This is a genomic window from Pseudoalteromonas sp. SANK 73390 (assembly GCF_054966645.1).
Genome location: NZ_ARPN01000043.1, coordinates 53,172 through 78,194 on the forward strand (window position 1 = coordinate 53,172; position 25,023 = coordinate 78,194).

A 25,023-nucleotide genomic window follows, 5' to 3' on the forward strand; every position below is an offset into this window, starting at 1 on the left:
ATGTGCGGAATTGCTGGTTTTTTATCTAACATTGGACATCCGTTACAAACTACTGATACTGTTGATAAAATGGTATCTCGCTTACATCACAGGGGCCCCGATGGTTCAGGGGTGTTTCGAAGTGACTATGGCGTATTAGGGCATTCAAGGTTGTCAATCATTGATGTTGAACATGGTCAACAGCCTATGATTAGCTCATGTGGCAGATATGTCTTAGTGTTTAATGGAGAGGTATACAATTATATTGAGCTGCGTGTTAGCTTGATCCAAGCTGGGGTTCAATTTACGACTCATTCTGATACTGAAGTTTTACTTCAGTTATTGATTGTTGAACGTGAAAGTGCGATCAAGAAACTAAATGGTATGTTTGCATTTTGTTTTCTTGATACACATACTGGTGATTGGATTATGGCCAGAGACCACTTTGGCATTAAACCGGTTTATTTATACCAACAAGGCAACGATGCTCTTTTCTTTGCATCTGAAATTAAAGCGCTTGGTGCGATTGAAGGGTATCAAAACCAGATCAATCAAAAAGGTTTAAATCATTACTTTACTTTCCAGTTTTGTTTAGGTGAAGAGACATTATTTGAAAATGTCCGAAAAGTAGAGCCTGGATATTACCTCAAAGGTAATGCTGCGAAGATCACTGAACAGGTACAGTATTGGACTCCATCATATGATGTGGACCATGAGCACACGGAGCAGTACTTTGTAGAAAACCTTGAACATCTTCTACACGATAGTTTAAAGCTTCAAGTTCGAAGTGATGTCCCGTTGGGTGCTTACCTATCAGGCGGCTTGGATTCAAGTTCGATCGCATCATATGCAGCTAGAGTTTTGAAACGAGGTATGCCGGTATTTACTGGACGCTTTGCTGAAGGCCCACAATATGATGAGTCAGAGTATGCCCAAGCTGTAAGCTCGCAAATTGGCGGTATAATGCATGATGTCGTGCCTAGTGCTGAAGATTTTGTTGAATTACTTCCCAAAATTATTTATTCGCTTGATGAACCTGTTGCTGGGCCGGGTGTATTCCCTCAATATATGGTAAGTAAAGTCGCTTCTGAGCATGTGAAAGTTATTCTAGGCGGTCAAGGTGGAGATGAAATTTTTGGTGGCTACGCGCGATATTTAGTTGCTTATCTAGAGCAGAGCCTGAAAAGCTCAATTTTTGGTGATACTTCTGAAGGTATACATGCTATCTCATTGAATGAAATGTCAAATAATCTTAAGCTATTAGAAAGGTATAAACCTATGCTTTCTAAATTCTGGAGCGCTGGTTTGTTTGGAAATATGTCAGAGCGTTATTTCGCCTTAATTGATCGTAGCCCAGATAGCCATAAAATATTGTCTTCAGATATGACTCGTTCATTTAGTAGAGAGCAGTGCTATGAGGATTTCTGCAAAGTATTTAATTCAATTGAATCAAAATCATACATTAATAAAATGTCGCACTTTGATCTGAAAACGTTGTTACCAGCATTGTTACACGTTGAAGATCGAGTTAGCATGGCGTCTTCAATTGAATCACGAGTACCTCTACTTGACCCTAGAATTACAGATCTAGTAGGCACAATTCCTCCTGCGATGAAGTTCAAAGGTGGGAAAACAAAGGCTGTACTCAACACTGTAGTTAGGCCTCACTTACCAGAAAAAGTATTTAACAGAAAAGATAAAATGGGCTTCCCAGTCCCTCTTCAGGAGTGGATGAATGGCGGTATTGTTCGTGATTTTGTTTTAGATACACTATTGTCCAAGAAGAGCCTTGAGCGCGGTATATACAAAAAAGAAGTGCTAAAGAACATCTCTTCAATGGGAGGGGTTGGATCTAGACAGCTTTGGGGAATACTAAGCTTAGAGCTTTGGCACCAAGCATATATTGATTCCTAGTTTAGCTAACAAATTACTTAGATATGGAAATAATACAAAACCAAGAAATCAAAGAATTTGCTCTCCAACTACTTTGTGGCTATTGGGGAGACAATGCTGATTTGATTGAAAAGTTACCAGTTCATCAAGATAAAAAACACGAAGTAATATTGCCCGTCGAGCTGACGGCAATAAAATTACCAGCTTGGGCCCAACACTGCGGAGTTGATGGCCAAATATTGGTGCCTGCTGAAGTCGCATCAGCAGAAGCCTCGTGGCAAGATGTTGACTGGTGGTATGTTATTCACTGGTTTACTAACTGTTTGGCAGAGAGAGAGTTCGAAAAGCAGCATGGCCCTATACACTCTTACAGCTTTAAACTTTCTGGTTGGGATGAAAGAATGTGGAAACATGCGTGGGTCAATCGTATTGCTATGTTCCTGTACTGTTGGACGAACCATTTAGCTCAAAAATCCGTGATTAAAAATGGGCCGAAGCCAGTTCCTGCAGTGTTAGTCACTCATGATCTCGATGCTATAAGTAAGACAAAAGCAATTCGGTTTAAGCAAACTGCATTTCATACGTTCAATGCGCTAAAAGCGCTTAAAGGTTTAAAAATCACTCAGTTCACAAATACAATTGCAAAAGCTATTGCGTTTTTCTTTAGAACAGAGTCTTACTTTTACTTGGACAAGTTGAATGACGGAACTAATAGCCCACTGATCAGCCGCAAAATTATAAATATTTATGGCGGAGATCTGGGTTACCAACGTTCTTTCAAGGAGCTTTTAATCGACCCATCTTATGATGTAAGAAATACCAACTTGGTAGATGCTCTTATAGCACTTGAAGCGCATAACTATGAATTTGGTTTACATCAGTCGTTTAAAGCTTGGCACGATAGTGAGCTTATGCATAAGCAGCAAGCTAAAGTAAGCGAAGCTTTAAATCGGCCGATTGAAACATGTCGCCAACATTGGCTGCGTTTCTCGTTCGGCGAAACTTGGCTTGAACAGTACAAAGCTGGTTTTAAAGAAGACACAACTTTGGGCTTTAATGACCGAATAGGGTTTAGGAATGGGCTTGCTTTAGCATTTGATTTAAAAGCTTTAGACAGTCGTTTTGAGTCCGGTTTTAGTGTGTTACCTATGGTACTGATGGACTCTCACTTGTATGACTACAATGCATTGACCGAAGCTGAAAGAAAAGAAACGATCATAAAAATGGTTGATGAGGTTACAGGCGTTGGTGGCACGGTAAGTGTTATCTGGCATCCTCATACCTTGGGTAACGATTATGGCTGGGAAAATGGCTATAGAACACTATTACAAGTGCTAAGAGAGCGCGCATAAATAATGGAAAATGTATACTTATCTGCCGTTGAACGCAGTTTACCAAGAGTTTTAGCGCTTTTTGATATAGATGAAACATCCGAAACATTTGGTTTTGGTGATCGGTTTCATTGGGCGTGGGGGTTGATCGATTTTGGCAATGGGACGTTTCAAGGAGCCGGACACGGATTAGCTCGCTTGACCGAAGCGGGCATTTTGCCAGACTACCTAAGCGAGAAGGCTGTTCTAAGACTCATAGATGCCATGTTGATTGGTGCTAAAGAACTAACTCGTGCTGATGGTAGTTTGGAAGAGGCATTTCCGTATGAGGGATCTTTTTGTGTAACTGCGCTCGTTGCATATGACTTACTGACCGCTATTGAGTTACTCGGAAGTCGCTTTGAGGCTTCAAAGTTAAAAGATTACTATGCGATTATTCGCCCCATGATACGCTATTTGCACTCTGCAGATGAAAATCATGCTTTTATTTCTAACCATTTAGCCACTGCCGTTGCCGCGTTGGTTAAGTGGAGCAAACTCACTGGTGAAGAGGGGGTGAGTAGGGGTAAGGAGATCCTTACACGTATTCTTTCTAAGCAGTCGCAAGAAGGGTGGTATTTAGAGTACGAAGGTGCAGACCCTGGCTATCAATCACTGTGTACTTATTATCTATGTGATGTGTTTAACACCACTAAAGATGAAGCATTGAAAGCTTCTTTGATAAAGTCTGTTGAGTTTATTCAACACTTTGTTCATCCTGATGGCTCTTTTGGTGGCACCTATGGAAGCCGCAATACCCGGTTTTACTATCCGTCTGGTTTTGAATATTTGAGCGAATTTTCTGAACCATCAGCTGCGATTTCTCAGTTTATGCGTCAGCATATTGCGAATAACAATGTGGTTACACTAGATGCTATAGATGAACCAAATTTGATACCAGCTTTTAATTCCTATTGCTGGGCTGCTGCACACTATAGTAAAGGTGCTAAACATAACAGTTCTTCGCAATTACCTTTTGAATCAGAAAGCGATTTTCAGCATCATTTTCAAGAAGCTGGGCTTATTGTGGACAAACGTCCAAGCTTATATAGCATCGTCTCCTTATATAAGGGAGGCGTAGTTTATCAATTTAAAGATAAAAACCTCGTTTTGAGAAGCGACGGTGTTATCTGTAAATCTTCGTCTGGAAAGTTATATAGCTCACAAAGTTATAATAAAGAAAATACATATGAACTTTCGGGAAGCTGCGTAACAATTTTATCATCTATGCAACCAGTAGCAAAAAGGCGTTTCTCACCCTTAAAAATGTTTGTACTTAGAGGTTTGAATATCACCGTGATGAGAAGTTACTTATTGAGAGAACATCTCAAGAAAATATTGGTTAAACTGTTGATTACAGGTAGCACAAAAACAGTTGCGACACTAGAGCGGACAATTTATTTTAATGAAACAGGAAGTGTCGATGATAGCATTGAAGGCAAAGAAACCTTGAAGTCAATCAATGTCTCACAATTTGTCGCAATACACATGGCAAGCAAAGGTTACTGGCAGAGGCAAGATACAAGTGAAAAGTAAGTTTTTAATACCTCGTCTTAAACCTAAATATGGTTTTAAGGAATGGTGTGTTTTATTTAACTTTTTCGATTCGAAAAAAGCCATTTCTGCATATGAGAATCAGTTTGCCGGTGAGTTTGAATGCTTACATGCAACCATGTTTGCGCACGGTCGATCCGGGCTATTTGCCCTTTTTAAGGTTTGGGGTTTAGAGAACGATGAAGTTATTTGCCCGGCTTATACCTGTGTAGTAGTACCAAATGCCATTGTACTTTCTGGTAATGTCCCTGTTTTCGTCGACTGTGAGGAAGGAGGCTTTAATATGTCTATAGAGGGCATAGAAAAAGCAATAACGCCAAGAACAAGGGCGATTGTGGCAACTCATTTATTTGGCTATCCAATGGACGTTCATGCAGTAGATGAAATTGCACGTAGAGCCTCTGAAAAATATGGTCATAAAGTTTATGTCATTCAGGACTGTGCGCACAGTTATGGAGCGCGCTGGAAAGGTGAACTAGTAACTAAATTTGGAGATGCTGCAATTTTTGGCTGCAACATAAGCAAATTAATAAACTCTATTTTTGGTGGTGTAGTAACGACAAACAACGAACAGACGGATATCAAACTAAAACAGTGGCGCATAGAAAACCTGAAAAGTGTGGGTCTGCCTAAAACACTGTTCAGGGTGGTATACTTTATCGCTGTGAATGTAGCTTTTTTCCCCCCAGTTTACTCTTTTGTAAATTGGCTCGAGAAAAAAGGGATCCTTGATAGATTTGTGAAGTACTACGAAGATGGTGTTATAGACTTTCCGAGCGATTGGGACCAAATGCCTGAGCCAGTAGAAGCCAGAGTTGGCAAGGTTCAACTCGGTAAATATAAACAACTTGTCGCTAAGAGAGTTGAGCGTGCTACATCAATAATTGATCGCTACCAAGGTGATGTTACTTTAAAGTTTGTTGAAAATTCAGAGGGGGCTACGTTTAGCCATTTGGTGGCAGTAGTTGAAGACAGGAATGCATGGGTCGAGAAATATCGAAATGCAAATATTCAACTAGGGGTATTGATAGAATACTCAATACCTGAAATGACGGCCTATAAAAAGTATAGAAGTGTTGAGACACCTCACAGTGATTTCTATGCTCAGCATTGTATTAATTTTCCGCTAGTTGAAGATATTAGGTTTATAAAATGAAAGTAGTTTTAGTTGTCGGAAACGATAAAATCGGTAGAAAAGCGCTCAACGAATTAAGTCTGCCAGAAAATATAAAAGTAGTACTTGATGGATGCACAAATTCAAGTCGTACACTTAAGTTGGTTAAGAGAGGGATTCTGCCTATTGCTGCTATTTTTAAAATGGCATTTGCAAATTTCTTGCGAAAAAATACCACTCTTAATGAAGAGTATGAAGAACTTACGACAAATAAGTGTCTACTTAAATTGGTAGATGAAGAAACCAACGTAATACTGTTTAGAGCCGGCCTGATTGTAAATAAAAAAGTGATTGGCAGTGTTAAAAATATTCTCAACATACACTGTGCTCGGATCCCTGATTTTGGTGGTATTGCCAGTATTCATCGTGCAATTACTGCAAAGAGCTATGAACAAGAAGCAACGTTACATAAAGTGACCACGAAAATTGATGAAGGTGAGGTAATGGATGTTGAACCTTACCAAATGAGAGAGTCTTATTCATATTTTAAAAATGAAGAGATTGCTTATGACGCGGGAATTGACCTATTAAAAAGAACTGTTCAACATTACGCTGGAAGGTGATAGTTGTTATCTAGCCTACTCAAAGACTCTGTAGTTTATGGTGTTGGTACGATTGCGCCAAAAGCGCTGGCATTTTTATTGGTGCCAATATTAATAGGCTATTTTTCACCAACTGATTATGGACAATTAGAACTCGTTTTGACGTTTTGTGCGCTTTTGCAAGTACTTATGGGCTTGGGGTTGGATTCTGGTCAGTCATTTTACTTTTTTAAGTATAAACACCAGAAAGAGAACGTTGTTAAAACGATTTTCTATACTCGATTGGTTAACGGTGCACTTGTTGTTGCTGTCAGTGTCTTGTTTTCAGTTACATTGGCGGAATTAATAGGAATAGATGGTGATAAACAAGAGTTATTGATTTATGCCTTTCTTTTTTCTCTGTTTACCCAGCTTTTTACTCAGCTGAATGAAGTTTTAAGGTTGATGTTTAAGCCAATTCCTTATGTGCTATTGGTTAACTTGCAGGTTGCACTAAACCAAGGCTTTTCAATAGTACTAGCTGTATATATGGACTTAGGAATACAAGGGTACTTCCAAGGTTTATTTATTGGGATAGCAATGACTTATCTTTGTGCTATTTTTATGGGCAAAGAGTGGATTTTAAAAGGACGTTTTGATAAACGGATCCTCTATAAGTCACTAAAGTTTTCACTACCACTACTTCCTGCGAGCATATCAATGTACCTCATTACAAGCTTAGATAGGTGGATGGTAAACTTTTATCTTGAGCCTGAATATCTCGGGGTGTTTGCTTTGGGAGCTAAAGTAGCTCTCGCGTTCAAACTAGCGATTGATGTTTTTAGAAAAGCTTGGTGGCCTTATGGTTTAAAAGTACTTAATACACCTGAAGGTAAAGATGTATTTCGTATGATTTCAATATTTTACGTCCTGGTAGCATCATTTGGTTTGGTTTGTGCGGCTTACATAATTCCTCTGCTCGTAGAGTACTTCGGAGATAGCAATTATGCAGGAGCAGAGAAAGTAGCTGTTATTTTATGTATAGAAGCAGTTATTTACGGATATTTCCTAATTGGTGGTATAGGCATATGGAAATCTGAAAGAACTTACATAAATACCATTTTGATGATTTTTGGCCTGATAGTTAACGTAATGTTAAATGTGGTTTTGATACCTAAATTTGGCCTGATAGGCGCCGCTTTTGCAACGGTATTATCTTCATTCGTTTGGTGCTTGCTATCAATTATTGTTTCTAATAGGTTCTGGAATTTCTACGCAAATAATTTTTTGATAGCTCTTCTGGTTGTCAGTTCTGTATTTGTTTCATTTCATCTTTCAGGGTTGTTTGTTTTGACTATGCCTATATCCGTGCTTTTATCGCTCGGGTATATATTTCTTTCGGTTTTTTCTGCAAGAAAGGTTTTTAAAATGGCAAAGGTTATTAAAGGGTAATAATATGTTCACTTTTTTGAAAAAAAGCATCCTTGAAGTTGTTTATTTTGTTGTCGGCTTTTTTTACTTCATATTTTCAATCTTACTAGCCCCTTTTAATCTTATAAACCTGCTCAAAGTAGTGTTGGGGGATAGAAATAAATACTATGCCTTTTCAGAGGTCGATGCTGCTTTCAGGACTTGGTACAACAAACTAGCCTACGACTTTAAAGATTTTAATCGAGCAGGGTACAGCTGGGATGACGGAATCGGGTTGTCATTGGCTTCTCGAGCATACAACAACTACGTTACTTACCTTTTAACAGAAGTAGTAGGCCAGCTAAGGCTTGCCATTTTAGGGCGAGTTTTATGGGTAGGTGCAGTTACAGTCTTACTTGCTAGCACAGGTCAGTATGAGGTGACAACGATTTTAGTCGCTTCTGCATTACTATTTTTTTCCCCTTTAATATCACAGATCTTCACCTTGCTTGGAAAGCCTGAGATTTTTTGGTGGTTTTTAGTCCCGCCTTTAGCATATTTTGCTTTCAGTGATACGCCTTTATTTGCAGCCGTACTTTGGTCTGCACTTGCCTGTGTTAACGCGCCTTCAGCTTTCCTCGTTGCACTTACTACTATGGTTTCATCATTTTTATTCCAAGTAATAAATGAACAATACGGTTTATTAGATGTGGTCTACTTTGTTTTATTGTGTTTACCAGGTGTTATAAAGTTGGCATTGCGTCTTAGCTTTATGATCAAAACAAAATATTTATCAGTGATTGGGAATGAGCAAAAAGGGCTTTGGAAAAGAGGCTGGTTTGATTTTAGCCAGGAATGGCTGAGTTACTTGATTTTGGCTGCGTCACTATACTTCTCTATTTTAAGTGCAGATCTGCCTGTGTGGTATCTGGCTATCTTTTTGGGGCCTGTAGCTGCACTTTATTATGTAAATTGGCGATTAATATACCTTAATGATTTACAAAGCTTTATGATTCTGTTTGTATCCCATGCCATTGGTGTCGCCATCCTGTTTCAAAGTACCGAGGGGCTGTTAGCTGGGCTTATCTACCTATTTAAAGTCTTTTGTATTCCCAAAAGGCCTCATATTTTCAAGAGCATAAATGAGGGAAATATTAAAGAAGTAGCATCCATATTTTGGGAGATTTTCACGCTGTCATCTTTATTAAAAACATCAGATTATAGAGAAGAGCCTTTGAATAGAGCATTTGATAGTATCCCTGAAAATAGTCGTGTAGTTATTTTAACCGAGCGTCGTTTGAGAGCCTCTAAATTCAGAAAGCAAGTTGAAACACTGAGATTTAGCCTTCTAGAGAAAAGAGTTACGCAAGTGAATGATTGCTATGGCACTATGCAGTCTGATGATATTACAAAACTTACAACGGAACAGTTTGTTAAAGGCGCTTCAATAGAGCAGTTAAATGAAATGGAAGATCTGTTTCAGCTATTGCAAGTGAAGTATCTAGTCACATTTGATGCAGAGTGTGCTGAATTGCTTATTAAACATGAAATGTTCAGTCTTTGTGGTGAGAATGCGCACTTCGAGGGGCAGTCACAGTTTAGTTCTGATGATATCAATGTTATTGTTTTAAAGTCTAATTTTGACTGTTTGGACTTCGTAATTTTCGGTAGCAATATCGAATTCATTGCGCCGACTAGTGGTGAATTTATTTTACCATTTTCCTTCTATAGCTACTTAAATATTCGCCAGGCAGATGGTTCAAAGGCAGTAAGTATGGTGGAATACTTTGTCAAAGGTAAAGACTTTACACTTTGCAAAGCAGAGCTTGTAGAGGGGGAGAAATATATAATTTCATGTGAAAAAGCTTTGATATAACGAATGAATAAAAAGCTAGGACTTATATATTTTAGTAAGCTGGATTAAATAAGCTTTATTGATAATTATTGTATATACATAAAAAGAGAAAATTGGTGAATCACGCTTTGCTATGAAAAAAATTACTTATTTGTCACTTGAGAAAAAGGTGCTGCTTGATGGAATTGGTGGTGCATCGCATATCCAGGGTGTGATTTCTACGCTGTTGATGCACTTTAGTGTCTCGTATATGGGACATGGAACGCAATTATTGAATGGGTTATACCAAAATTTAACGTTACGCGAATGTGGTGGATGTTTTTATTGGGAAGTGATAAAAGCTATATCCCGAGATAATGGATCAGACGTATTCCTAATTCGCAAAACACTAGTGGGTATGTACTTATTGATCCCGGTTATTTTACTGAAAAAGCTTTTAGGTTCTAAACAAGCGTTTATATTAGAGTTTAACGGTATTTCTGGTGATTATAGTGGTAAATCGACAGCTTTTTCACGAATAATGCTATATGTGAACACAATTCCATTATTATTTTATGATGGTGTTTATTGTGTACTGGACGACATCGCAAACAGACTAAAATCTATATACAACTCCAGTAAGATTTTCGTGTGTCCAAATGGTGGTCCTGAGCGTTCAGAGCAAAAACCGAACTCGACAGCCGATAATACAATAAATCTCATTTACTATGGCTCCGATTTACCGCATTATCATTTGCATTGGTGTGCCTCAAATATTGACAAATATAATGAAGCCACGTCAAGCAAAGTACGTCTTATTCTGGTAGGGCCTAATAACGATAAGGTAAATGCTGCTTGTGTTGAGAAGGTCAGCGCGCGGCCAGCTAAAGAGTTTCAGTCATTTGTTGCTAACTTAAGCGGGAAAGTATTTGGTCTTATACCGCTTAATCTATCCAAGAGTTCAAATACTATTGAGCCGATAAAAACTTTTGATTACCTTAGTGCGAACCTTCCCATTATTCATTCTAGTGCATGCTTAAATGGCTTTGACTCTGAGACTGTATGCTTTATGTATAGTCCGGATGAACCGCAGAGTTTATCAAATCTATTCAAAAAAGTAGCAGCATTGTCCTCCACAGAAATGTGTGAGTTGTATGAAGAAGTCTGTCAAGAATACACTGCATACACATGGCCTAATAGGCTGAAAACGTTAGTTGAGGTTATATCTAATTGAAGATCAAAAGCTTAGTTGAAAAATCAACTTTAACTCTTATTTTCTTTCCATTTGTGGGATTTATACCTGGTGTCGATATACAGCCTTTTGCGTTGCTCGCACTTTTTGTATTTTGTGTTTTTTTCGTCAAATCATATAGCTATCAAGGTGTTGTAGGTTTGCTTATTGGTTTAAGCTCTATGCTTTTGGTTAGCTTTTATCATCATGACTCGTTTACCAAGGCACACGCAGTGTTTGTGACGAGCTTGGCTACTATCTTTTTTATGTATTCAGCCATAAAAAGTGGCAACTTAATAATAACGAGTCGCTTTGTAAAAAATGTAATTTTGGTTTATCTGTTCATTGGATTTGTGCAGCTTTTTATACCTGATTTTCTTGAGTTTTTAATTTCTAGGCAAAACAGTGAACTATTGATTGAGTCTGGCAGGGGGGTTAAGTCTCTCACATCAGAGCCATCTGTTTTCGGAACTCTGTTGATCTTTTTGAACTTGCTTTTCATTTACACCTTTGTTGAAGAGAGAAATAGGCAAATTGGTGGGGGTCACCTCTTAAAATTAGTAATTGTTAGCTTAAGTCTGTTAGGATTTAGTGTCTTCTTTATTCAGTCATTTTTTGCTTTTTTCCTTCATTTATTAGTGCTTTCAATTTTGGTATTTTTTATCCGCAAAAGATACTTCTTACTCTTACTACTTACGGGCCTGTTTCTTTATCCATTTATTACCACTTTAACTAAAGGCACGGGGCGTTTCTTTATCATCCTTGATTTGATAATGAAAAACCCAGAATATTTACTTACACAGGGAGCTATGGCAAGGGTTTTGAACATTCCAATTTCTGTAGTTGCTTCATTCAATAATGGCTTTTTGGGTACAGGGTTTGATGCTCAAAGCACAGTTGAAGTTTCTTTGTTCAACGGGGCATATAGTGTGTCTATCCTAGACCGAAATTTAGGTGGTTTTATTGAGTTTTATCTCAAGTTAGGAATTGCATCGGTTCCTCTGTTCATTATCTTGTTTGTGACGCTGTACAAACTATCTGGTTACTCAGTTATTGTAAAAAACCGTGTGGTAAGTGTGGGCACTGCGATGGCAATTTCTATCGGTTTGATTATTATCAATAATGGTACAATGGTGTCGCCTGTGATTTGGTTTACTTTGTTCTACTTAATATACTCTGTGTCACCTAACGCCATTTCTAGGCAGCAACCAAAAGTTTGAAGGTGGAGCCTAATTGATTTATAACCCTTGTCTTTTTGGGTATTTCCACAAGAGAGTATAGAAAAGAGTATATGCTGCCATTAATAAAGCATTCTCGAATATAATAATGTGTGTTACTGAACTTCGTAGCAAGTAACGTTGGAATTTGTATTGTTGGACTCGATATATGTGTGGGATTGTATTTTATTGTAGCGATCAGCTATCGCTAGATACTGAATTGTCAAATGGATTGATGTTGACGAGTCATAGGGGGCCTGACTATTCTGGAGTATTTTCCTCAAAAGTTGGAAATTATCAAGTAGGACTGGGGCATAATAGACTTAGTATTCTTGACCTTTCGCCTTTGGCAAATCAGCCAATGCACTCAGATTCAGGTATATCGCTAATTTTTAATGGTGAAATATATAATCACCTCCCATTGAGAGAGTCTCTTGAGAAGCATGGAGTTCAATTTAAGAGCTCCTCGGATACTGAAGTTATTCTAAAACTTTATGAGATGCACGGAGAATCGTGCTTTTCGATGCTTCGTGGCATGTTTACTATCGCTATTTTAGATCCAAAGTCGCAAAAACTTTTAGTAGTGAGAGATGTTGTCGGTATCAAACCACTTTATATTGCGCACACGAAATATGGTCTCGTGGCCTCATCGGAGGTGAAAGGAATTTCACCTTTTCCTGATGTTAATTGGTCACTAGATAATACGGATGTATTCGAATTTTTTAACAATGGATTTCTATATGAACCTCGAACTGGTTATAGAGGTATTCAAAAGCTATTACCAGGGCATTGTTTGTCGTTTAACTTGGTTTCAGGTGAGTATGAAGTAAACTCTTACAATACAATAGAAAGCTGGGGTAAAGGGGAAGACGATAACATCGGTGACCTGCTTAATCAGTCAGTAGAAGAACAGTTGCATTCAGATGTTCCTTTAGGAGTATTTTTTAGTGGTGGAGCTGATTCATGCTTATTGGCAGTCAGCACAAAAGAATCCCCTTTACTGTTTGCGCGCTACGGTTCGGATCCAAGTGCTGATATTGATGAAGAGTATTCAGAAAAGATTGCAAAATATCTCAATAAAACGCTAACTATCGAGGATATGGATGACTCGGGTACGACAGCTGACGCACTGTTAGAACGGATTTCATTTGTCGCTAAGAACACTGAGGAGCTTGTTTCAGACTATACTTTCTGGCCAACATATCAATTATCTCAAGCGGCTAAAGATAACGGATTTACCGTGATGCTCAGTGGAATGGGTGGTGATGAAGCTTTCGCTGGGTATCCGAGATACAAAATACTGAAAGTGCATAACTTGCTACAGCTTTTGAAACCTGTTTTATCGACCATGCTGAAGTTTAAGTTATTCCCTGGCTCACTGAATAAAAAGTTCGAGCGTTTAGTATCTTATGCTGGAGAGTCACATTTCAACTTAGCTTATTCAAAGCTACTAGGCTATTTCAGTGATAAAGAACTTAACCAATTGTTTAAGAAAGCTGACTTTGAGGAGTTGAAAAAACAATATAGTGCTCGTCTAGACGCTATCATGGCTTCATATAAGGGTAATGTAAATGATAAAGTCAAGGTTGCACAGCACCTTGATCGTTATGGTTTTTTGGCACATAACCTAACAGTATCAGATAAAGCAAGTATGGCTGCATCGATTGAACTTAGAGTTCCGCTACTAGATGAGCGAATAGTTCATCACGGATTAGCGCTAAATAGTCGTCGCTTGGTGGATCGAAAGTCTGCAAAAAAGCCATTAAAGGAACTGTTAAAATTAACTTTGCCAAAAGATCTGGTAGAGAGGCCTAAAACTGGGTTTAACCCCCCAATTGATATCTTGATTATGTCGATCGGAAAGGAGCGTATCGAGAAAAGACTAGTAACTTTGGAGACGTTTTTTGATAAAGGCCTTATTACAGAGTTGCTGGATAAGCATTTTAATAAAGTAGACAACAACTCTTATAAGCTATGGCAGTTGCTTTACTTTAGCTATTGGCTAGAGCAATCATTCTGTAGCGCTCAAAAGTTACAAGGAATGCGTCATGCTTCATAAATACCAACTGCTTTTCAATACTGTCAAGTATTTGAAGTTTGAGCAGGTCTATTATCGGTTGTGGTATCGTTTTAAAAGACCAAAAACGCAGGCGCTTACTCTTTCTAGCCATGCTGCTTGGCAGTGGCAAAGAGAGGGAACATATGACCAAAGTCTTTGGGGTGGCAATGAGGTGTGTTTCCTATCCCATAAAAATACCATATCTAAAGCAATAGACTGGAACTGTGAAAAAAAAGAAAAATTATGGCTATACAACCTGCATTATTTTGACGATCTGAATGCGACTGATGCTACACAAAGGGAGTTGTTACATTATGCATTTATTGATAAATGGATACTTGAAAACCCACCATGCAGTGGAGTAGGTTGGGAGCCGTACCCATTATCATTAAGAATAGTGAATTGGGTGAAATGGTTCAGTAAAAAACGTAACGTTGATGCAAAATATTTATCTAGCTTAGTCGCGCAAGCAGACGCATTGAGCCAACAACTTGAGTATCACATTCTTGGTAATCATCTGTTTGCTAATGCCAAAGCGCTCATATTTGTTGGTGCTTTTCTAGGTGGAGAAGTTGGTAACAAATATCTTGCGTTAGGAATGAAAATTCTTGAACGAGAAATTGCTGAGCAATTCCTTGAAGATGGAGCGCACTTTGAACTAACGCCAATGTATCATGAAATCCTATTGTGGGACTTACTTGAGCTGATCGATTTGGCAAAAACAAGCAATGAAGCACAACTGTTGGCGAGATTACTATATTGGAACAGAGTAGCTGAGCGTGCATTATCTTGGTTGTCTTCAATGGTGCATGAAGATGGTGAAGTCAGTTTCTTCAATGACTCAGTTATCGGCATTGCGATGAAGCCACAGCAAATTTTTGCTTACGCACAAAAACTCGAACTTAAACATACTGAAGTGAAGAGGTTATTAGTAACTAATAAGGCCAGCGGTTATAGCCGAATTTCATTTGCAAACTATTCCATGATTTTTGATCATGCGAATGTTGGGCCCGATTATTTGCCTGGCCACGCTCATGCGGATACATTGAGCTTTGAGCTTTCGATAGGTGGTCAACGTATTTTTGTAAACTCGGGCACATCGTTATATGGCACAAGTCCTGAGCGTATAAGGCAGCGTAAAACACCTGCGCACAATACCGTATCAGTAGCAGGGTTAGACTCTTCCCAAGTTTGGTCTGGTTTTAGAGTTGCTAAACGAGCTTATGCACATTTAGAAAAAGCGATAAGTGAAGAACAAAAAGTGCAGTTAATTGCTAGTCATAATGGTTATATGCAGCAAAGCCCAAAGGTCAAACATACAAGGGAATTAACGTGTCAGCCTGATAGCGTAATTGTTAGTGATATATTGTCAAAACCGATTTCTGCTTGTTTTCACCTACATTTACACCCAGACCTTAGTGTTATTAACCTTTCAGAGAAAGAACTTAAAATCACAAAGGGTGATGAGGTGCTTTGCATAATTAGTAGTGCAGAGGCCATAAATGTAAAAGACAGTACTTGGCACCCTGAGTTTGGTAAGTCTATTGTGAATAAAAAGATAGAGATAGAGTTCACAAACGGTAATTTAAGAACAGAAATTAAACAGATTAAGAGAGACTCGTGAGAATACTGGTTTTATCATTTTACTTTAAACCAGACCTATGCGCAGGCTCGTTTAGAGCCACAGCTTTAGTTGAACAATTAAAGCAAAGAGCTGAAGTAGAGGTCGATGTAGTCACCACAATGCCAAATCGATATGCAAGTTTCGAGGCTGGAGCGAAAGCTGAAGAAGTTGACGGTAATTTAAGAATTAGGCGTATAGCTTTACCAACCCATGAAAGTGGTATGTTTGATCAAGTAAAATCTTTTTTTACGTTTTACAAGCGAGCGAATCAAGCAGCTAAAGGTGAGCAATATGACTTAGTTTTTGCCACGAGCTCTCGGCTATTTACTGCATTCTTAGGTGCGAGAATAGCGAAAAGAAAGAATTTACCTCTCTATTTGGATATACGAGATATTTTTGTCGATACCATAAAAGATGTATTAAACCCTAAGCTAGCATTCATCATGAAGCCAATTTTAGGGGCAATTGAAAGCTATACATTCTCAAATACGACTCATATTAATCTTGTATCTAAAGGTTTTGAAGAATATTTTTCTTCGCGATACAAAAAGCCTACATACACATTTTTTACCAATGGAATTGATAAAGAATTTCTGAATTTTGAAAGACAGAGTGTGAGTTCTGAAGGTAGTAACGGAGTAAAAACTGTTTTATATGCCGGTAATATAGGGGAAGGGCAAGGTTTAAACACCATAATCCCTGAGCTTGCTAAATCAGGTAAAAAGCAATATCACTTTAAGGTCATTGGTGATGGCGGGCGTAAAGAATTACTACTCGCTAATTGCAAAGGGATTGAAAATATTTCTTTTCATCCTCCAGTTAATCGCGAGCAACTACTAAAAGAGTATGCTAAAGCTGACGTACTATTTTTACATTTGAATGACTACCCAGCTTTTAAAAAAGTCTTGCCTTCTAAAGTATTTGAGTATGCAGCTACAGGTATGCCAATTCTTGCTGGAGTAAGTGGTTATGCAGCTGAATTTATTAAAGAAGAAGTAAGTAATGCAGCTGTGTTTCATCCAGGAGATAATCAGGCTGCTTTAAGCGCGTTAAGTGACTTAAATAGTCAGTATACTGATAGGAAAGACTTTATTTCTAGGTACACTCGCTCAAATATTATGAAAAAAATGTCAGCATCAATTTTGTCTTATCGAGACAAAAAATGAATAGTTTATTAATTACTGGTTATTCTGGGTTTGTAGGTAGTTTGTTAGCTTGCGAATTACAAAGCTCTAACACTTTGAAGCTTTTAGGTCGAAAAAAATCAGACTTCGGGCAGGTTTATAAGCATAACCTAGATGAGAACTCTGACTATTCAGATGCGCTTAATGGTGTTAATTGTGTAATTCACTGCGCAGCACGTGTTCACATAATGAAAGATAGCTCTGTCGATCCACTCGCTGATTTTAGAGCAGTGAACACCTATGGTACATTAAATTTAGCTAAACAAGCTGTGGCTGCTAACGTAAAGCGCTTCATATTTGTTAGTACCATAAAAGTGAATGGAGAAAGTACTACAGGCAAATCAGCGTTTACTTCATTAGATACACCTAAACCTGAAGATTTCTATGGTGTTTCTAAGTCAGAGTCAGAGCAATTACTATTAGAGCTTGGTAAGCAAACAGGGATGGAAATCGTGATTGTTCGACCACCACTTATATATGGCGAAGGGGTGAAAGCTAACTTTGCATCTTTAATGAAACTTGTAGGTAAAGGGTTTCCATTACCATTTAGACTTATAAGTAATAACAAGCGCAGTCTAGTGTCTGTTTACAACTTAGTTGATTTGATAAAAGTGTGTGTTACTCACCCAAGTGCCGCGAATCAAGTATTCTTAGTGAGTGATGATGACGATCTCTCAACTGCAGAAATGGTGTCGCTCATGGCGAGAGTCCAAAGTAAGCCAAATCTTTCACTTCCCGTGCCTTTATGGTGTTTTAATCTAGTCGGCAGGCTGTTTGGTAAGCAAGAAGTCGTTGATAGGTTAACCGGATCATTGCAAATAGATATCACTCATACTAAGAACACTTTAAATTGGAAACCTCCTTACTCTATTGAACACGGTTTCAAACTTTCAGCTAAAAATTAAGACATGGAATATTTAATGATACGTTTACTCGACTTTTTATTTGCCTTATTTGGCCTTTTATTTGCATTTCCTTTCTTGGTTATTTTATACGTTATTGGCCTATTTGATACGGGCTCCCCAATCTTTACTCAAGAGCGTGTAGGTAGAAATAAAAAACCATTTACTTTAGTCAAGTTTAGAACGATGAAAGTAGATACGGCTTCTGTGGCAAGTCATCTAGCTAGCTCTTCTTCGATTACGCCATTTGGGCACTTTCTTCGTAAAACAAAGCTGGACGAGCTTCCGCAGCTTTGGAATGTACTAAAAGGTGAAATGAGCTTGGTAGGTCCGCGCCCAGGCCTTTACAATCAAGAAGAGCTCACATATGCGAGAGAGGCTAAAGGAATCTACTCAGTCCGACCGGGTATTACAGGTCTTGCTCAAGTGAATGAAATTGATATGTCTACCCCAGAATTACTTGCAGCAACAGATAAAAAAATGATTGATACTTTAACAACAATTAATTATTTCAAATATATACTTATGACGGTAACTGGTAGTGGCTCTGGAGATAGGGTTGGTAAATATTAATATCAGAGGCTCTCAGTTTTAAACTCGATTTTTTTACATTTTTTCATACATTCTGCTGTTTTTACGTATACTGCAAGATGTACTATTATTTAGTTCGTTTTTGATTTTTATACGGCTTGGAATAAAAAGGGAATACAATGGATAGTTGGTTTCGTGCCTTACTCGGTGCTTCTCGTAGCCACAAACGTCTTATTACTTTAGCTCTAGACTCAATTTTTATCATTTCTGCTTTTTGGCTTGCTTTAGTTGTTAGATTAGATAGTGTTGAACCTTTAACGCTCCCAAAAAACTGGTTGCTATTGGCAATACTTCTACCAGTTAGTTTAGTTATTTTTGTAAAGCTTGGTCTTTACCGCGCTGTGCTGCGTTACGTTGGTGCAAATGCTGTGGGGGCTGTAGTGCTAGGTACGGTAATTAGTACTGTGGTACTCGTAATGGCTGCCTTTTTTACCCAGACTGCTATTCCGCGCACCATGCCTATTATTTACGGCTGGCTAATGGTGCTATCGCTAGGTGGGTCGCGTATTTTGGTGCGAGCACTTATTTGGCGCTTATCTGCGGTGACTAAAACGCCAGTGGTGATTTATGGTGCTGGAGACGCTGGCCGTCAATTAGCAACGGCGCTTTCAACTGGCCCTGACTATTATGTTACTGCGTACCTTGACGATGATCAGTCTAAGCACAATGCAATTATTCAGGGTATTCCGGTGGTAGCCTTTGATGAAATTTATAACTTAATTGATAAAAAGCGAGTTAAAAAGGTGTTGTTAGCTTTGCCCAGCGTACCTCGCTCACGTCGTAAAGAAATTCTCACTAAATTAGAAAAGCTACCGCTTGTAGTTATGACTGTACCCGGTATGGCTGACGTAATAGATGGCAAAGCCCAGCTTGATGAGATTAAAGAAGTTGAGATTGAGGATTTATTAGGGAGAGACCCAGTCTCGCCAAGGTCTGAACTGTTGGCTGCTAATATCACCAACAAAGTTGTTATGGTGACAGGCGCTGGCGGTTCAATTGGATCGGAGTTATGTCGCCAAATTATAAAAAACTCGCCGCAAAAATTGGTCTTGTTCGAAGTATCTGAATTTGGTTTATACAGCATAGAAAAAGAACTAAGTCAGTTGGCGTATAGCAAAGACGTGAATGTAGAAATTGTGCCAGTGATGGGCTCTGTGCAGCGTATTAACCGCATAGAAACTTGCATGAAAGCATTCGGTGTACAAACCGTATACCATGCTGCGGCTTATAAACATGTGCCGTTGGTTGAGCAAAATGTAGTTGAGGGTGTACGCAATAATGTGTTTGGCACTTACCATACGGCTAAAGCTGCGATAAATGCAGGTGTTGAAACCTTTGTGTTAATTTCTACAGATAAAGCGGTTCGCCCTACTAATGTGATGGGGGCGACAAAGCGAATGGCAGAGTTAGTTTTGCAAGCTTTAGCTGATAGTAAACTAACCTCAAAAAATACACGTTTTTGTATGGTGCGATTTGGAAACGTTTTGGGTTCAAGTGGCTCTGTGGTGCCATTGTTCCGCCGTCAAATTAAAGAGGGCGGCCCTATTACCCTTACTCATAATGATATTACGCGCTTTTTTATGACTATACCTGAGGCTGCACAACTTGTGATACAAGCGGGGGCCATGGGTAAAGGCGGTGATGTATTTGTGTTAGATATGGGTGAGTCGGTTAAAATTAAAGACTTAGCGACCAAAATGGTACACTTGTCTGGCTTAGAGGTTAAGTCTGAGTCTAATCCTCATGGTGATATTGAAATTAAATGCACAGGTCTGCGTCCTGGTGAAAAGCTCTATGAAGAGTTACTAATTGGCGATAATGTAGAAGAGACCACTCATCCGCGTATTATGACGGCTAATGAAGTGAAATTATCAACGGCCCAAGTAGAAGTGTTTATGCATGAAATGGATATAGCTTGCCATAGCTTTGATCATGAACGCATTCGTATGTTGTTATTAGAGGCCCCTACTGGGTTTAATCCTACAGATGGAATTTGTGACTTGGTTTGGAGTGAGAAACGACTGAAGCAGTCTGAAGTTGACAAAGAGATTAAACAGAAGGTAGTAAACCTAAGAAATGTTTAGAGAGTGAAGTATTTACTCTCGTCTTGTTAAACCAATACTGAAATGTGTACCAAGTTAGGGTAGTGATATGAGTTTTCTGAGGTTTAATTGGTTCGGCAGGGTTGGGCTTTGGCACGCTTCGATATAGGATAGCGTTATAATTAAAATAGCTTTAGTGGAAGTTTACGTTGTTTTTACTAGAGTAGTTTAAAAAATTCAAAATAATAATCGGTCTGCGTACATGTTAAAAATAAAAAATGTTATTGCTGGGAGTATTGTACTTGCCAGTATGCCTGCTTTGGCAGATACCCTAGTAAATAATTATATCTCTTATGCTGGTTACACTGGATTAATAAATACCCCCACTGCTGAGGTGCTACAAAAAGGCAGTGTTGGATTCGGTTATAACAACCAACTTGATTTACGCGGTACTGAGTATGTTGACGGGCATAACTTTATATTCGCTGCAGGCGTATTTGATGGGCTTGAAGTAAGCGGTATGATTGCCTCTAGTACGATGCATGAGAACCTATTTCGAGTTAAAGAAGAAAAGCAAACCCGTGATTTATCTTTCAACCTCAAATACCAACTACCTTTCATTCCAAAAAACTGGTTTAACCTAGCTATCGGCGGTAAAGACCTTGGCGGCGCGGCTAATAATTATGAAACCTACTATATAGCGGGCTCGCGCGAGTGGAATGACTTTAGGTTTTCTGCGGGCTTTGCAGTAAGCGATCGCGCAACTGGGCAAATGGACGGTGCATTTGCTGGTATTGAGTGGCAGCCTCTAGCTTGGTTAGCTCTTCAAGTAGAACATGATGCAGAAGCCGCAAATGCAGGCGTGCGTTTAACAGTGCCAAAAGAGTGGATTTACGATGTTGGTACTTTAACCTTCAGCGGTAAGCTGTATAGCAACACGGATCATGCAGAAAAAGACACCTTTTGGGGAGTTAACTTTTCAATGCCATTATTTGAAAAAGCCCAGTTAAACGACCCAACAGAGGCAGCTCCTGCACCTATTTTAAGTAACCATAAAAAGCGAGAAGCGGCATTTAAGGCACATTATCAAAAGCAACGTGAACTTGCACAAAAGCCTCTTACTGATGCCAAAAAAGAGGTCTCTGAACGAGACAAATTTAGTAAGTCACTCACCTTGCAAACGCGTGAACTTAAAAACGCGTTAGTTGATGATGGTTTTGAAGCAGTGAGTGTTGGTTTTAACCGCGACCCACATATTGTAGTTAGTTTTGAAAATTTTGTATTTAATCGCAATGATATTGATGCCATTGGTGTGGTGCTTGGGCGTATTGCCGAGCATGTTGACGAAGCAAATGCCAAATTTAGTGTGCAGTTATTAAATCGTGGAGTACCAATGTTATCAATACGCGGTAATGTTGATAATTATCGTGAATTTATAAATACCAGCGTTACGCCAGATATGGATATTCGTCGTGGCGAAATGGAGCCTTTAGGTAGTGTATCTTGGGTAGGAATGCCAAATGCCAATAGCCCTTATTTTAAACCTCGTTTAACTATTGGCCCTGCACTAAATCAACGCACGGCAACTGAGTTGGGAGTGTACGATTTTTCATTGGCTGTTAAGGCAGACCTTGATTTACCTATGTGGTACGGTGGTGGTTTGAGTGTCAGTGCTCAGTCGGAAGTAGCCAATACCGACGACTACGAAACAGGTAAGCCATTTGGTCGATTAGCTAAAAAAGATGGTGTAACGCAGGCGACTATTTACCAAACTCTTGCGTTACCGTATGACATTTATAACCAGACTCACATAGGCTTTTTTAGAGAGTTTAATCAAGATTATACAGGTATAAAAAACGAAACTGTTTGGCTAAGTAATAATGGCCGCCATCAAATTAAAGCGGATCTTGCTTATTTAGACTACCAAGACTACGACTCAGACCGAGACTATCAGGCGGTGTCTTATCGATATAATTGGATTGAAAAAGATGTCAGTTTTCATGCCACGGCTGGCAGCTTTTTATATGACGATAACGGCGTCAAGTTAGAAACGCGCTTTTGGTTTGGGGATAGCTATATATCGGTATTTGCGCAAGATACTGATGTGCAAACAGCAGGTATCGCTTTTAGTATTCCACTTACACCACGTAAAGACATGGCCCCTACTCGATATGGGCAAATAACAGGTAATAAAGCTTGGCGTCATAGCGTTAGTTCACGTATTGGTGAATCAACAAATGCGGTAACAATTGGCCGTGCAGAGCAAGTACAAATGTCTGTTGATATTAATAATACCTTTTTAAATCAAGGTCGACTGTCGAGCGGCTATATTTATGGTAACTTGGCGCGATTACGTGACGTTTACTTGAGCTACCGTTAGTAAGGCAATATATTAAAGTTGCATTCATGTAACTTTAATATAATTAAATAACTGAAAAATAGCAGGTTGAGGTGTTTTTTATAAGCCGACACTTGTATAATTAAAGAACTATCCGTATCCTACTTTGATGTTAATTAGATTTTAAAAGTATCATACTTTGCGGTGGTTCTTAAATCGGTATGAAGCATTGATACAGGGTATGCATTAACAATACGACGATTGATGGTATGCAAACTTGTAAGTACTAAAACTTATTTGTTGGTATTATCATCAATCAACAGAAATAAAATTCAGTTTTACTTGAGTACAGTATTGCGTACTCTGTTATTACTGGAAATTACTATAAAGTTTTCTATAGTATAATTTTGATTTACAAACTGTGTGGGAGTTGTCTGGGCTCTTGCGAAAAATGGAACAAGGACTAATCATGCTTGCTAATAAAAAATCACTACTGGCGATGTCTATCGCTGCCTCACTAGCGTTAACGGGTTGTTTTAGCGACAACGACAATAACGTTAAAGTTGACCCACCAACACCACCAACACCGACTGAGCCGGTAATTGTTGCGCCAGATGCGCCAACAGCACTAGCATTGGTTGTTAATGCAAACGTTGTTGATCGTAATTCGTTAGATGTAGTACCTGCTATGGTTACATTTCTTGAAAGTGGTGTTGCATCTGAAAACATCGTTGATGTAGACGGTGAAATTCTGACAACTGTAGATGCGACAGATGGTAGTATTGCATTTACGAAAAAAGATGGCTCAGAAATAACTCAAGTAACAGTAAATGTTACCGCAGAAGGTTATATTGGTAAGAGCTTTTTGGTGAACCTTGCAGCTGAAGATGGCGTATCAACTGTTAACGCTTTGTTAGCGTTGTCTCCAAGCAATGGTGGCGGTGTTGCAACTGAAGTTGTTCCAGCAACAGTCGGAGAGGATGGTTCTTCAGCTGAGCCGATAGTAGCAGAAACTGCAGGTAAATCGGGAGCGGGCGCTAATGTGCCTGCAGGCGTAATTTTGCGTGATGCAGATGGTAATGCGGTTACAGGTGCCGTGTCTGTAAGTGTGAGTGGTGCAGATGCTTCTACAGGTGCTGCATCGGCGTTAGTACCTGAAGGGCTTAATAGCGCAGGCGCTGCAAACATAGATAAACCAGTAGGTGTGGCCAATATTTTAATGGCAGACAGCACTGGCAAAAAAGTTAAACAGTTTTCTGATCCAATTTCAGTTTCAATGGCTATCCCGGCAACAACCATGCTTAATGGGGAAGCAATTAAAACAGGTGACATGTTAAGCCTTAAATCTCACAATGAAGATACTGGTGTTTGGACTAGTGAAGAAAACATGGTGACTGTTGGTGCTCTAAATGCAGAGAGCCAGACTTATACCGGTACTTTTGAAACCAACCACTTAACATTCTTTGCATCAACGACCTCAGTAGGGGTTTGTACTAATTCAATTGGTATTACAACGTCTGGTGATACAGTACCAGCAACTGGATTGTATGTAAGCATGTCATCATCTGATGCGACTGCAAGTGGCTTTATACCGGCAGGTTCTACTACAAGCCAGCTTGTATCAGCTGCGAATGCGAGCTTATTTGGTATTAGCGCAGGTGCAAAGGCCAATGTTAGAGTTTACGATGCTGATAACCAGCCTTGGTTCCAAAGTGATGGTGAAGTAGATATTTGTGGTACGGTACCAGCTACTTTAGCAAATCCAGTGCAACGTGTTAGCGAAAACTTTACTGTGAGTGCAGTTTGCGCAAATGATGCGACTCAAACCATTGACATGAGCAATGCGGTTGTTCGCTATAGCCTAGGCAGTAAGAGTAGAACACTTGCAGCGAGTGCTGGTGGTGGCGTGTTTACGTTAAGCAACCTAGTTCAGGGTACTGCTGATAACCCAATTACGTACAATGTGTTTATTAACCCTCGAGTTGCACTAGCCAATGGTACTAAAAGAGCAACAGCAACCATTACAGCAGACGGTACTGATGAGTCACTAGCAGACCCATTGCAAGTTACATGTCAAACGATCACGGGTGGTTAATCGCT

Annotated in this window: 17 protein-coding genes; all 17 read left to right on the top strand. The window is 39.1% G+C overall.

Annotated elements, in window-relative coordinates:
• The 17 genes from asnB (SANK73390_RS05160) to SANK73390_RS05240 all read left to right on the top strand — a co-directional run bounded on the left by asnB (SANK73390_RS05160) (position 1) and on the right by SANK73390_RS05240 (position 25,018).
• Positions 1–1,893, top strand: a complete 1,893-nt coding sequence (asnB, locus tag SANK73390_RS05160; RefSeq protein ID WP_462764376.1) for an asparagine synthase (glutamine-hydrolyzing) — start codon at positions 1–3, stop codon at positions 1,891–1,893.
• 23 nt (positions 1,894–1,916) lie between these two features.
• On the top strand, positions 1,917–3,224 hold the full coding sequence (locus SANK73390_RS05165) for a polysaccharide deacetylase family protein (RefSeq protein WP_462764378.1): 1,308 nt from the start codon (positions 1,917–1,919) through the stop codon (positions 3,222–3,224).
• Between the two features lie 3 nt (positions 3,225–3,227).
• Positions 3,228–4,778 carry a hypothetical protein gene (locus SANK73390_RS05170; RefSeq protein WP_462764380.1) on the top strand — a complete coding sequence of 517 codons (1,551 nt, stop codon included), beginning with the start codon at positions 3,228–3,230 and terminating at the stop codon, positions 4,776–4,778.
• Positions 4,768–5,952 carry a DegT/DnrJ/EryC1/StrS family aminotransferase gene (locus tag SANK73390_RS05175; protein WP_462764382.1) on the top strand — a complete coding sequence of 395 codons (1,185 nt, stop codon included), beginning with the start codon at positions 4,768–4,770 and terminating at the stop codon, positions 5,950–5,952. Before SANK73390_RS05170 ends, SANK73390_RS05175 begins: the two co-directional genes overlap by 11 nt.
• Positions 5,949–6,533, top strand: a complete 585-nt coding sequence (locus SANK73390_RS05180) for a formyltransferase family protein (protein WP_462764383.1) — start codon at positions 5,949–5,951, stop codon at positions 6,531–6,533. Before SANK73390_RS05175 ends, SANK73390_RS05180 begins: the two co-directional genes overlap by 4 nt.
• Positions 6,534–6,536: 3 nt before the next feature.
• The gene (locus tag SANK73390_RS05185) at positions 6,537–7,943 is read left to right on the top strand and encodes a lipopolysaccharide biosynthesis protein (protein WP_462764384.1); all 1,407 of its coding nucleotides are present in this window, start codon (positions 6,537–6,539) and stop codon (positions 7,941–7,943) included.
• Between the two features lie 4 nt (positions 7,944–7,947).
• Entirely contained in the window at positions 7,948–9,777 is a 1,830-nt protein-coding gene (locus SANK73390_RS05190; protein WP_462764385.1) for a hypothetical protein, read from the top strand.
• Between the two features lie 112 nt (positions 9,778–9,889).
• Entirely contained in the window at positions 9,890–10,969 is a 1,080-nt protein-coding gene (locus SANK73390_RS05195; protein ID WP_462764386.1) for a glycosyltransferase family protein, read from the top strand.
• On the top strand, positions 10,966–12,186 hold the full coding sequence (locus SANK73390_RS05200; RefSeq protein ID WP_462764387.1) for a hypothetical protein: 1,221 nt from the start codon (positions 10,966–10,968) through the stop codon (positions 12,184–12,186). The genes SANK73390_RS05195 and SANK73390_RS05200 overlap by 4 nt, the downstream gene beginning before the upstream one ends.
• Positions 12,187–12,352: 166 nt before the next feature.
• Entirely contained in the window at positions 12,353–14,242 is a 1,890-nt protein-coding gene (gene asnB / locus SANK73390_RS05205; RefSeq protein WP_462764388.1) for an asparagine synthase (glutamine-hydrolyzing), read from the top strand.
• The gene (locus tag SANK73390_RS05210) at positions 14,232–15,866 is read left to right on the top strand and encodes a heparinase II/III family protein (RefSeq protein ID WP_462764389.1); all 1,635 of its coding nucleotides are present in this window, start codon (positions 14,232–14,234) and stop codon (positions 15,864–15,866) included. Before asnB (SANK73390_RS05205) ends, SANK73390_RS05210 begins: the two co-directional genes overlap by 11 nt.
• Positions 15,863–17,032, top strand: coding sequence for a glycosyltransferase family 4 protein (locus SANK73390_RS05215; RefSeq protein WP_462764390.1), 1,170 nt, complete (start codon positions 15,863–15,865; stop codon positions 17,030–17,032). Before SANK73390_RS05210 ends, SANK73390_RS05215 begins: the two co-directional genes overlap by 4 nt.
• Positions 17,029–17,955, top strand: coding sequence for a UDP-glucose 4-epimerase family protein (locus SANK73390_RS05220; protein ID WP_462764392.1), 927 nt, complete (start codon positions 17,029–17,031; stop codon positions 17,953–17,955). Before SANK73390_RS05215 ends, SANK73390_RS05220 begins: the two co-directional genes overlap by 4 nt.
• 15 nt (positions 17,956–17,970) lie before the next feature.
• Positions 17,971–18,525, top strand: coding sequence for a sugar transferase (locus tag SANK73390_RS05225; RefSeq protein ID WP_462764394.1), 555 nt, complete (start codon positions 17,971–17,973; stop codon positions 18,523–18,525).
• Positions 18,526–18,662: 137 nt separating this feature from the next.
• Positions 18,663–20,627, top strand: coding sequence for a polysaccharide biosynthesis protein (locus SANK73390_RS05230; protein ID WP_462764396.1), 1,965 nt, complete (start codon positions 18,663–18,665; stop codon positions 20,625–20,627).
• Between the two features lie 220 nt (positions 20,628–20,847).
• On the top strand, positions 20,848–22,965 hold the full coding sequence (locus tag SANK73390_RS05235; RefSeq protein ID WP_462764398.1) for a YjbH domain-containing protein: 2,118 nt from the start codon (positions 20,848–20,850) through the stop codon (positions 22,963–22,965).
• Positions 22,966–23,392: 427 nt separating this feature from the next.
• A complete protein-coding gene (locus SANK73390_RS05240) occupies positions 23,393–25,018 on the top strand; it encodes a hypothetical protein (RefSeq protein ID WP_462764400.1) in 1,626 nt (541 codons plus the stop codon).
• The last annotated feature ends 5 nt before the right edge of the window (positions 25,019–25,023 follow it).

Bases quoted from the DNA above. Each gene is read 5' to 3' on its own strand.
- SANK73390_RS05190 (WP_462764385.1), top strand. From the start codon at position 7,948: ATGTTCACTTTTTTGAAAAAAAGCATCCTTGAAGTTGTTTATTTTGTT.
- SANK73390_RS05225 (WP_462764394.1), top strand. From the start codon at position 17,971: ATGATACGTTTACTCGACTTTTTATTTGCCTTATTTGGCCTTTTATTT.
- SANK73390_RS05230 (WP_462764396.1), top strand. From the start codon at position 18,663: ATGGATAGTTGGTTTCGTGCCTTACTCGGTGCTTCTCGTAGCCACAAA.
- SANK73390_RS05170 (WP_462764380.1), top strand. From the start codon at position 3,228: ATGGAAAATGTATACTTATCTGCCGTTGAACGCAGTTTACCAAGAGTT.
- SANK73390_RS05180 (WP_462764383.1), top strand. From the start codon at position 5,949: ATGAAAGTAGTTTTAGTTGTCGGAAACGATAAAATCGGTAGAAAAGCG.
- SANK73390_RS05235 (WP_462764398.1), top strand. From the start codon at position 20,848: ATGTTAAAAATAAAAAATGTTATTGCTGGGAGTATTGTACTTGCCAGT.
- SANK73390_RS05210 (WP_462764389.1), top strand. From the start codon at position 14,232: ATGCTTCATAAATACCAACTGCTTTTCAATACTGTCAAGTATTTGAAG.
- SANK73390_RS05165 (WP_462764378.1), top strand. From the start codon at position 1,917: ATGGAAATAATACAAAACCAAGAAATCAAAGAATTTGCTCTCCAACTA.
- SANK73390_RS05220 (WP_462764392.1), top strand. From the start codon at position 17,029: ATGAATAGTTTATTAATTACTGGTTATTCTGGGTTTGTAGGTAGTTTG.
- SANK73390_RS05240 (WP_462764400.1), top strand. From the start codon at position 23,393: ATGCTTGCTAATAAAAAATCACTACTGGCGATGTCTATCGCTGCCTCA.
- asnB (WP_462764388.1), top strand. From the start codon at position 12,353: ATGTGTGGGATTGTATTTTATTGTAGCGATCAGCTATCGCTAGATACT.
- SANK73390_RS05195 (WP_462764386.1), top strand. From the start codon at position 9,890: ATGAAAAAAATTACTTATTTGTCACTTGAGAAAAAGGTGCTGCTTGAT.
- asnB (WP_462764376.1), top strand. From the start codon at position 1: ATGTGCGGAATTGCTGGTTTTTTATCTAACATTGGACATCCGTTACAA.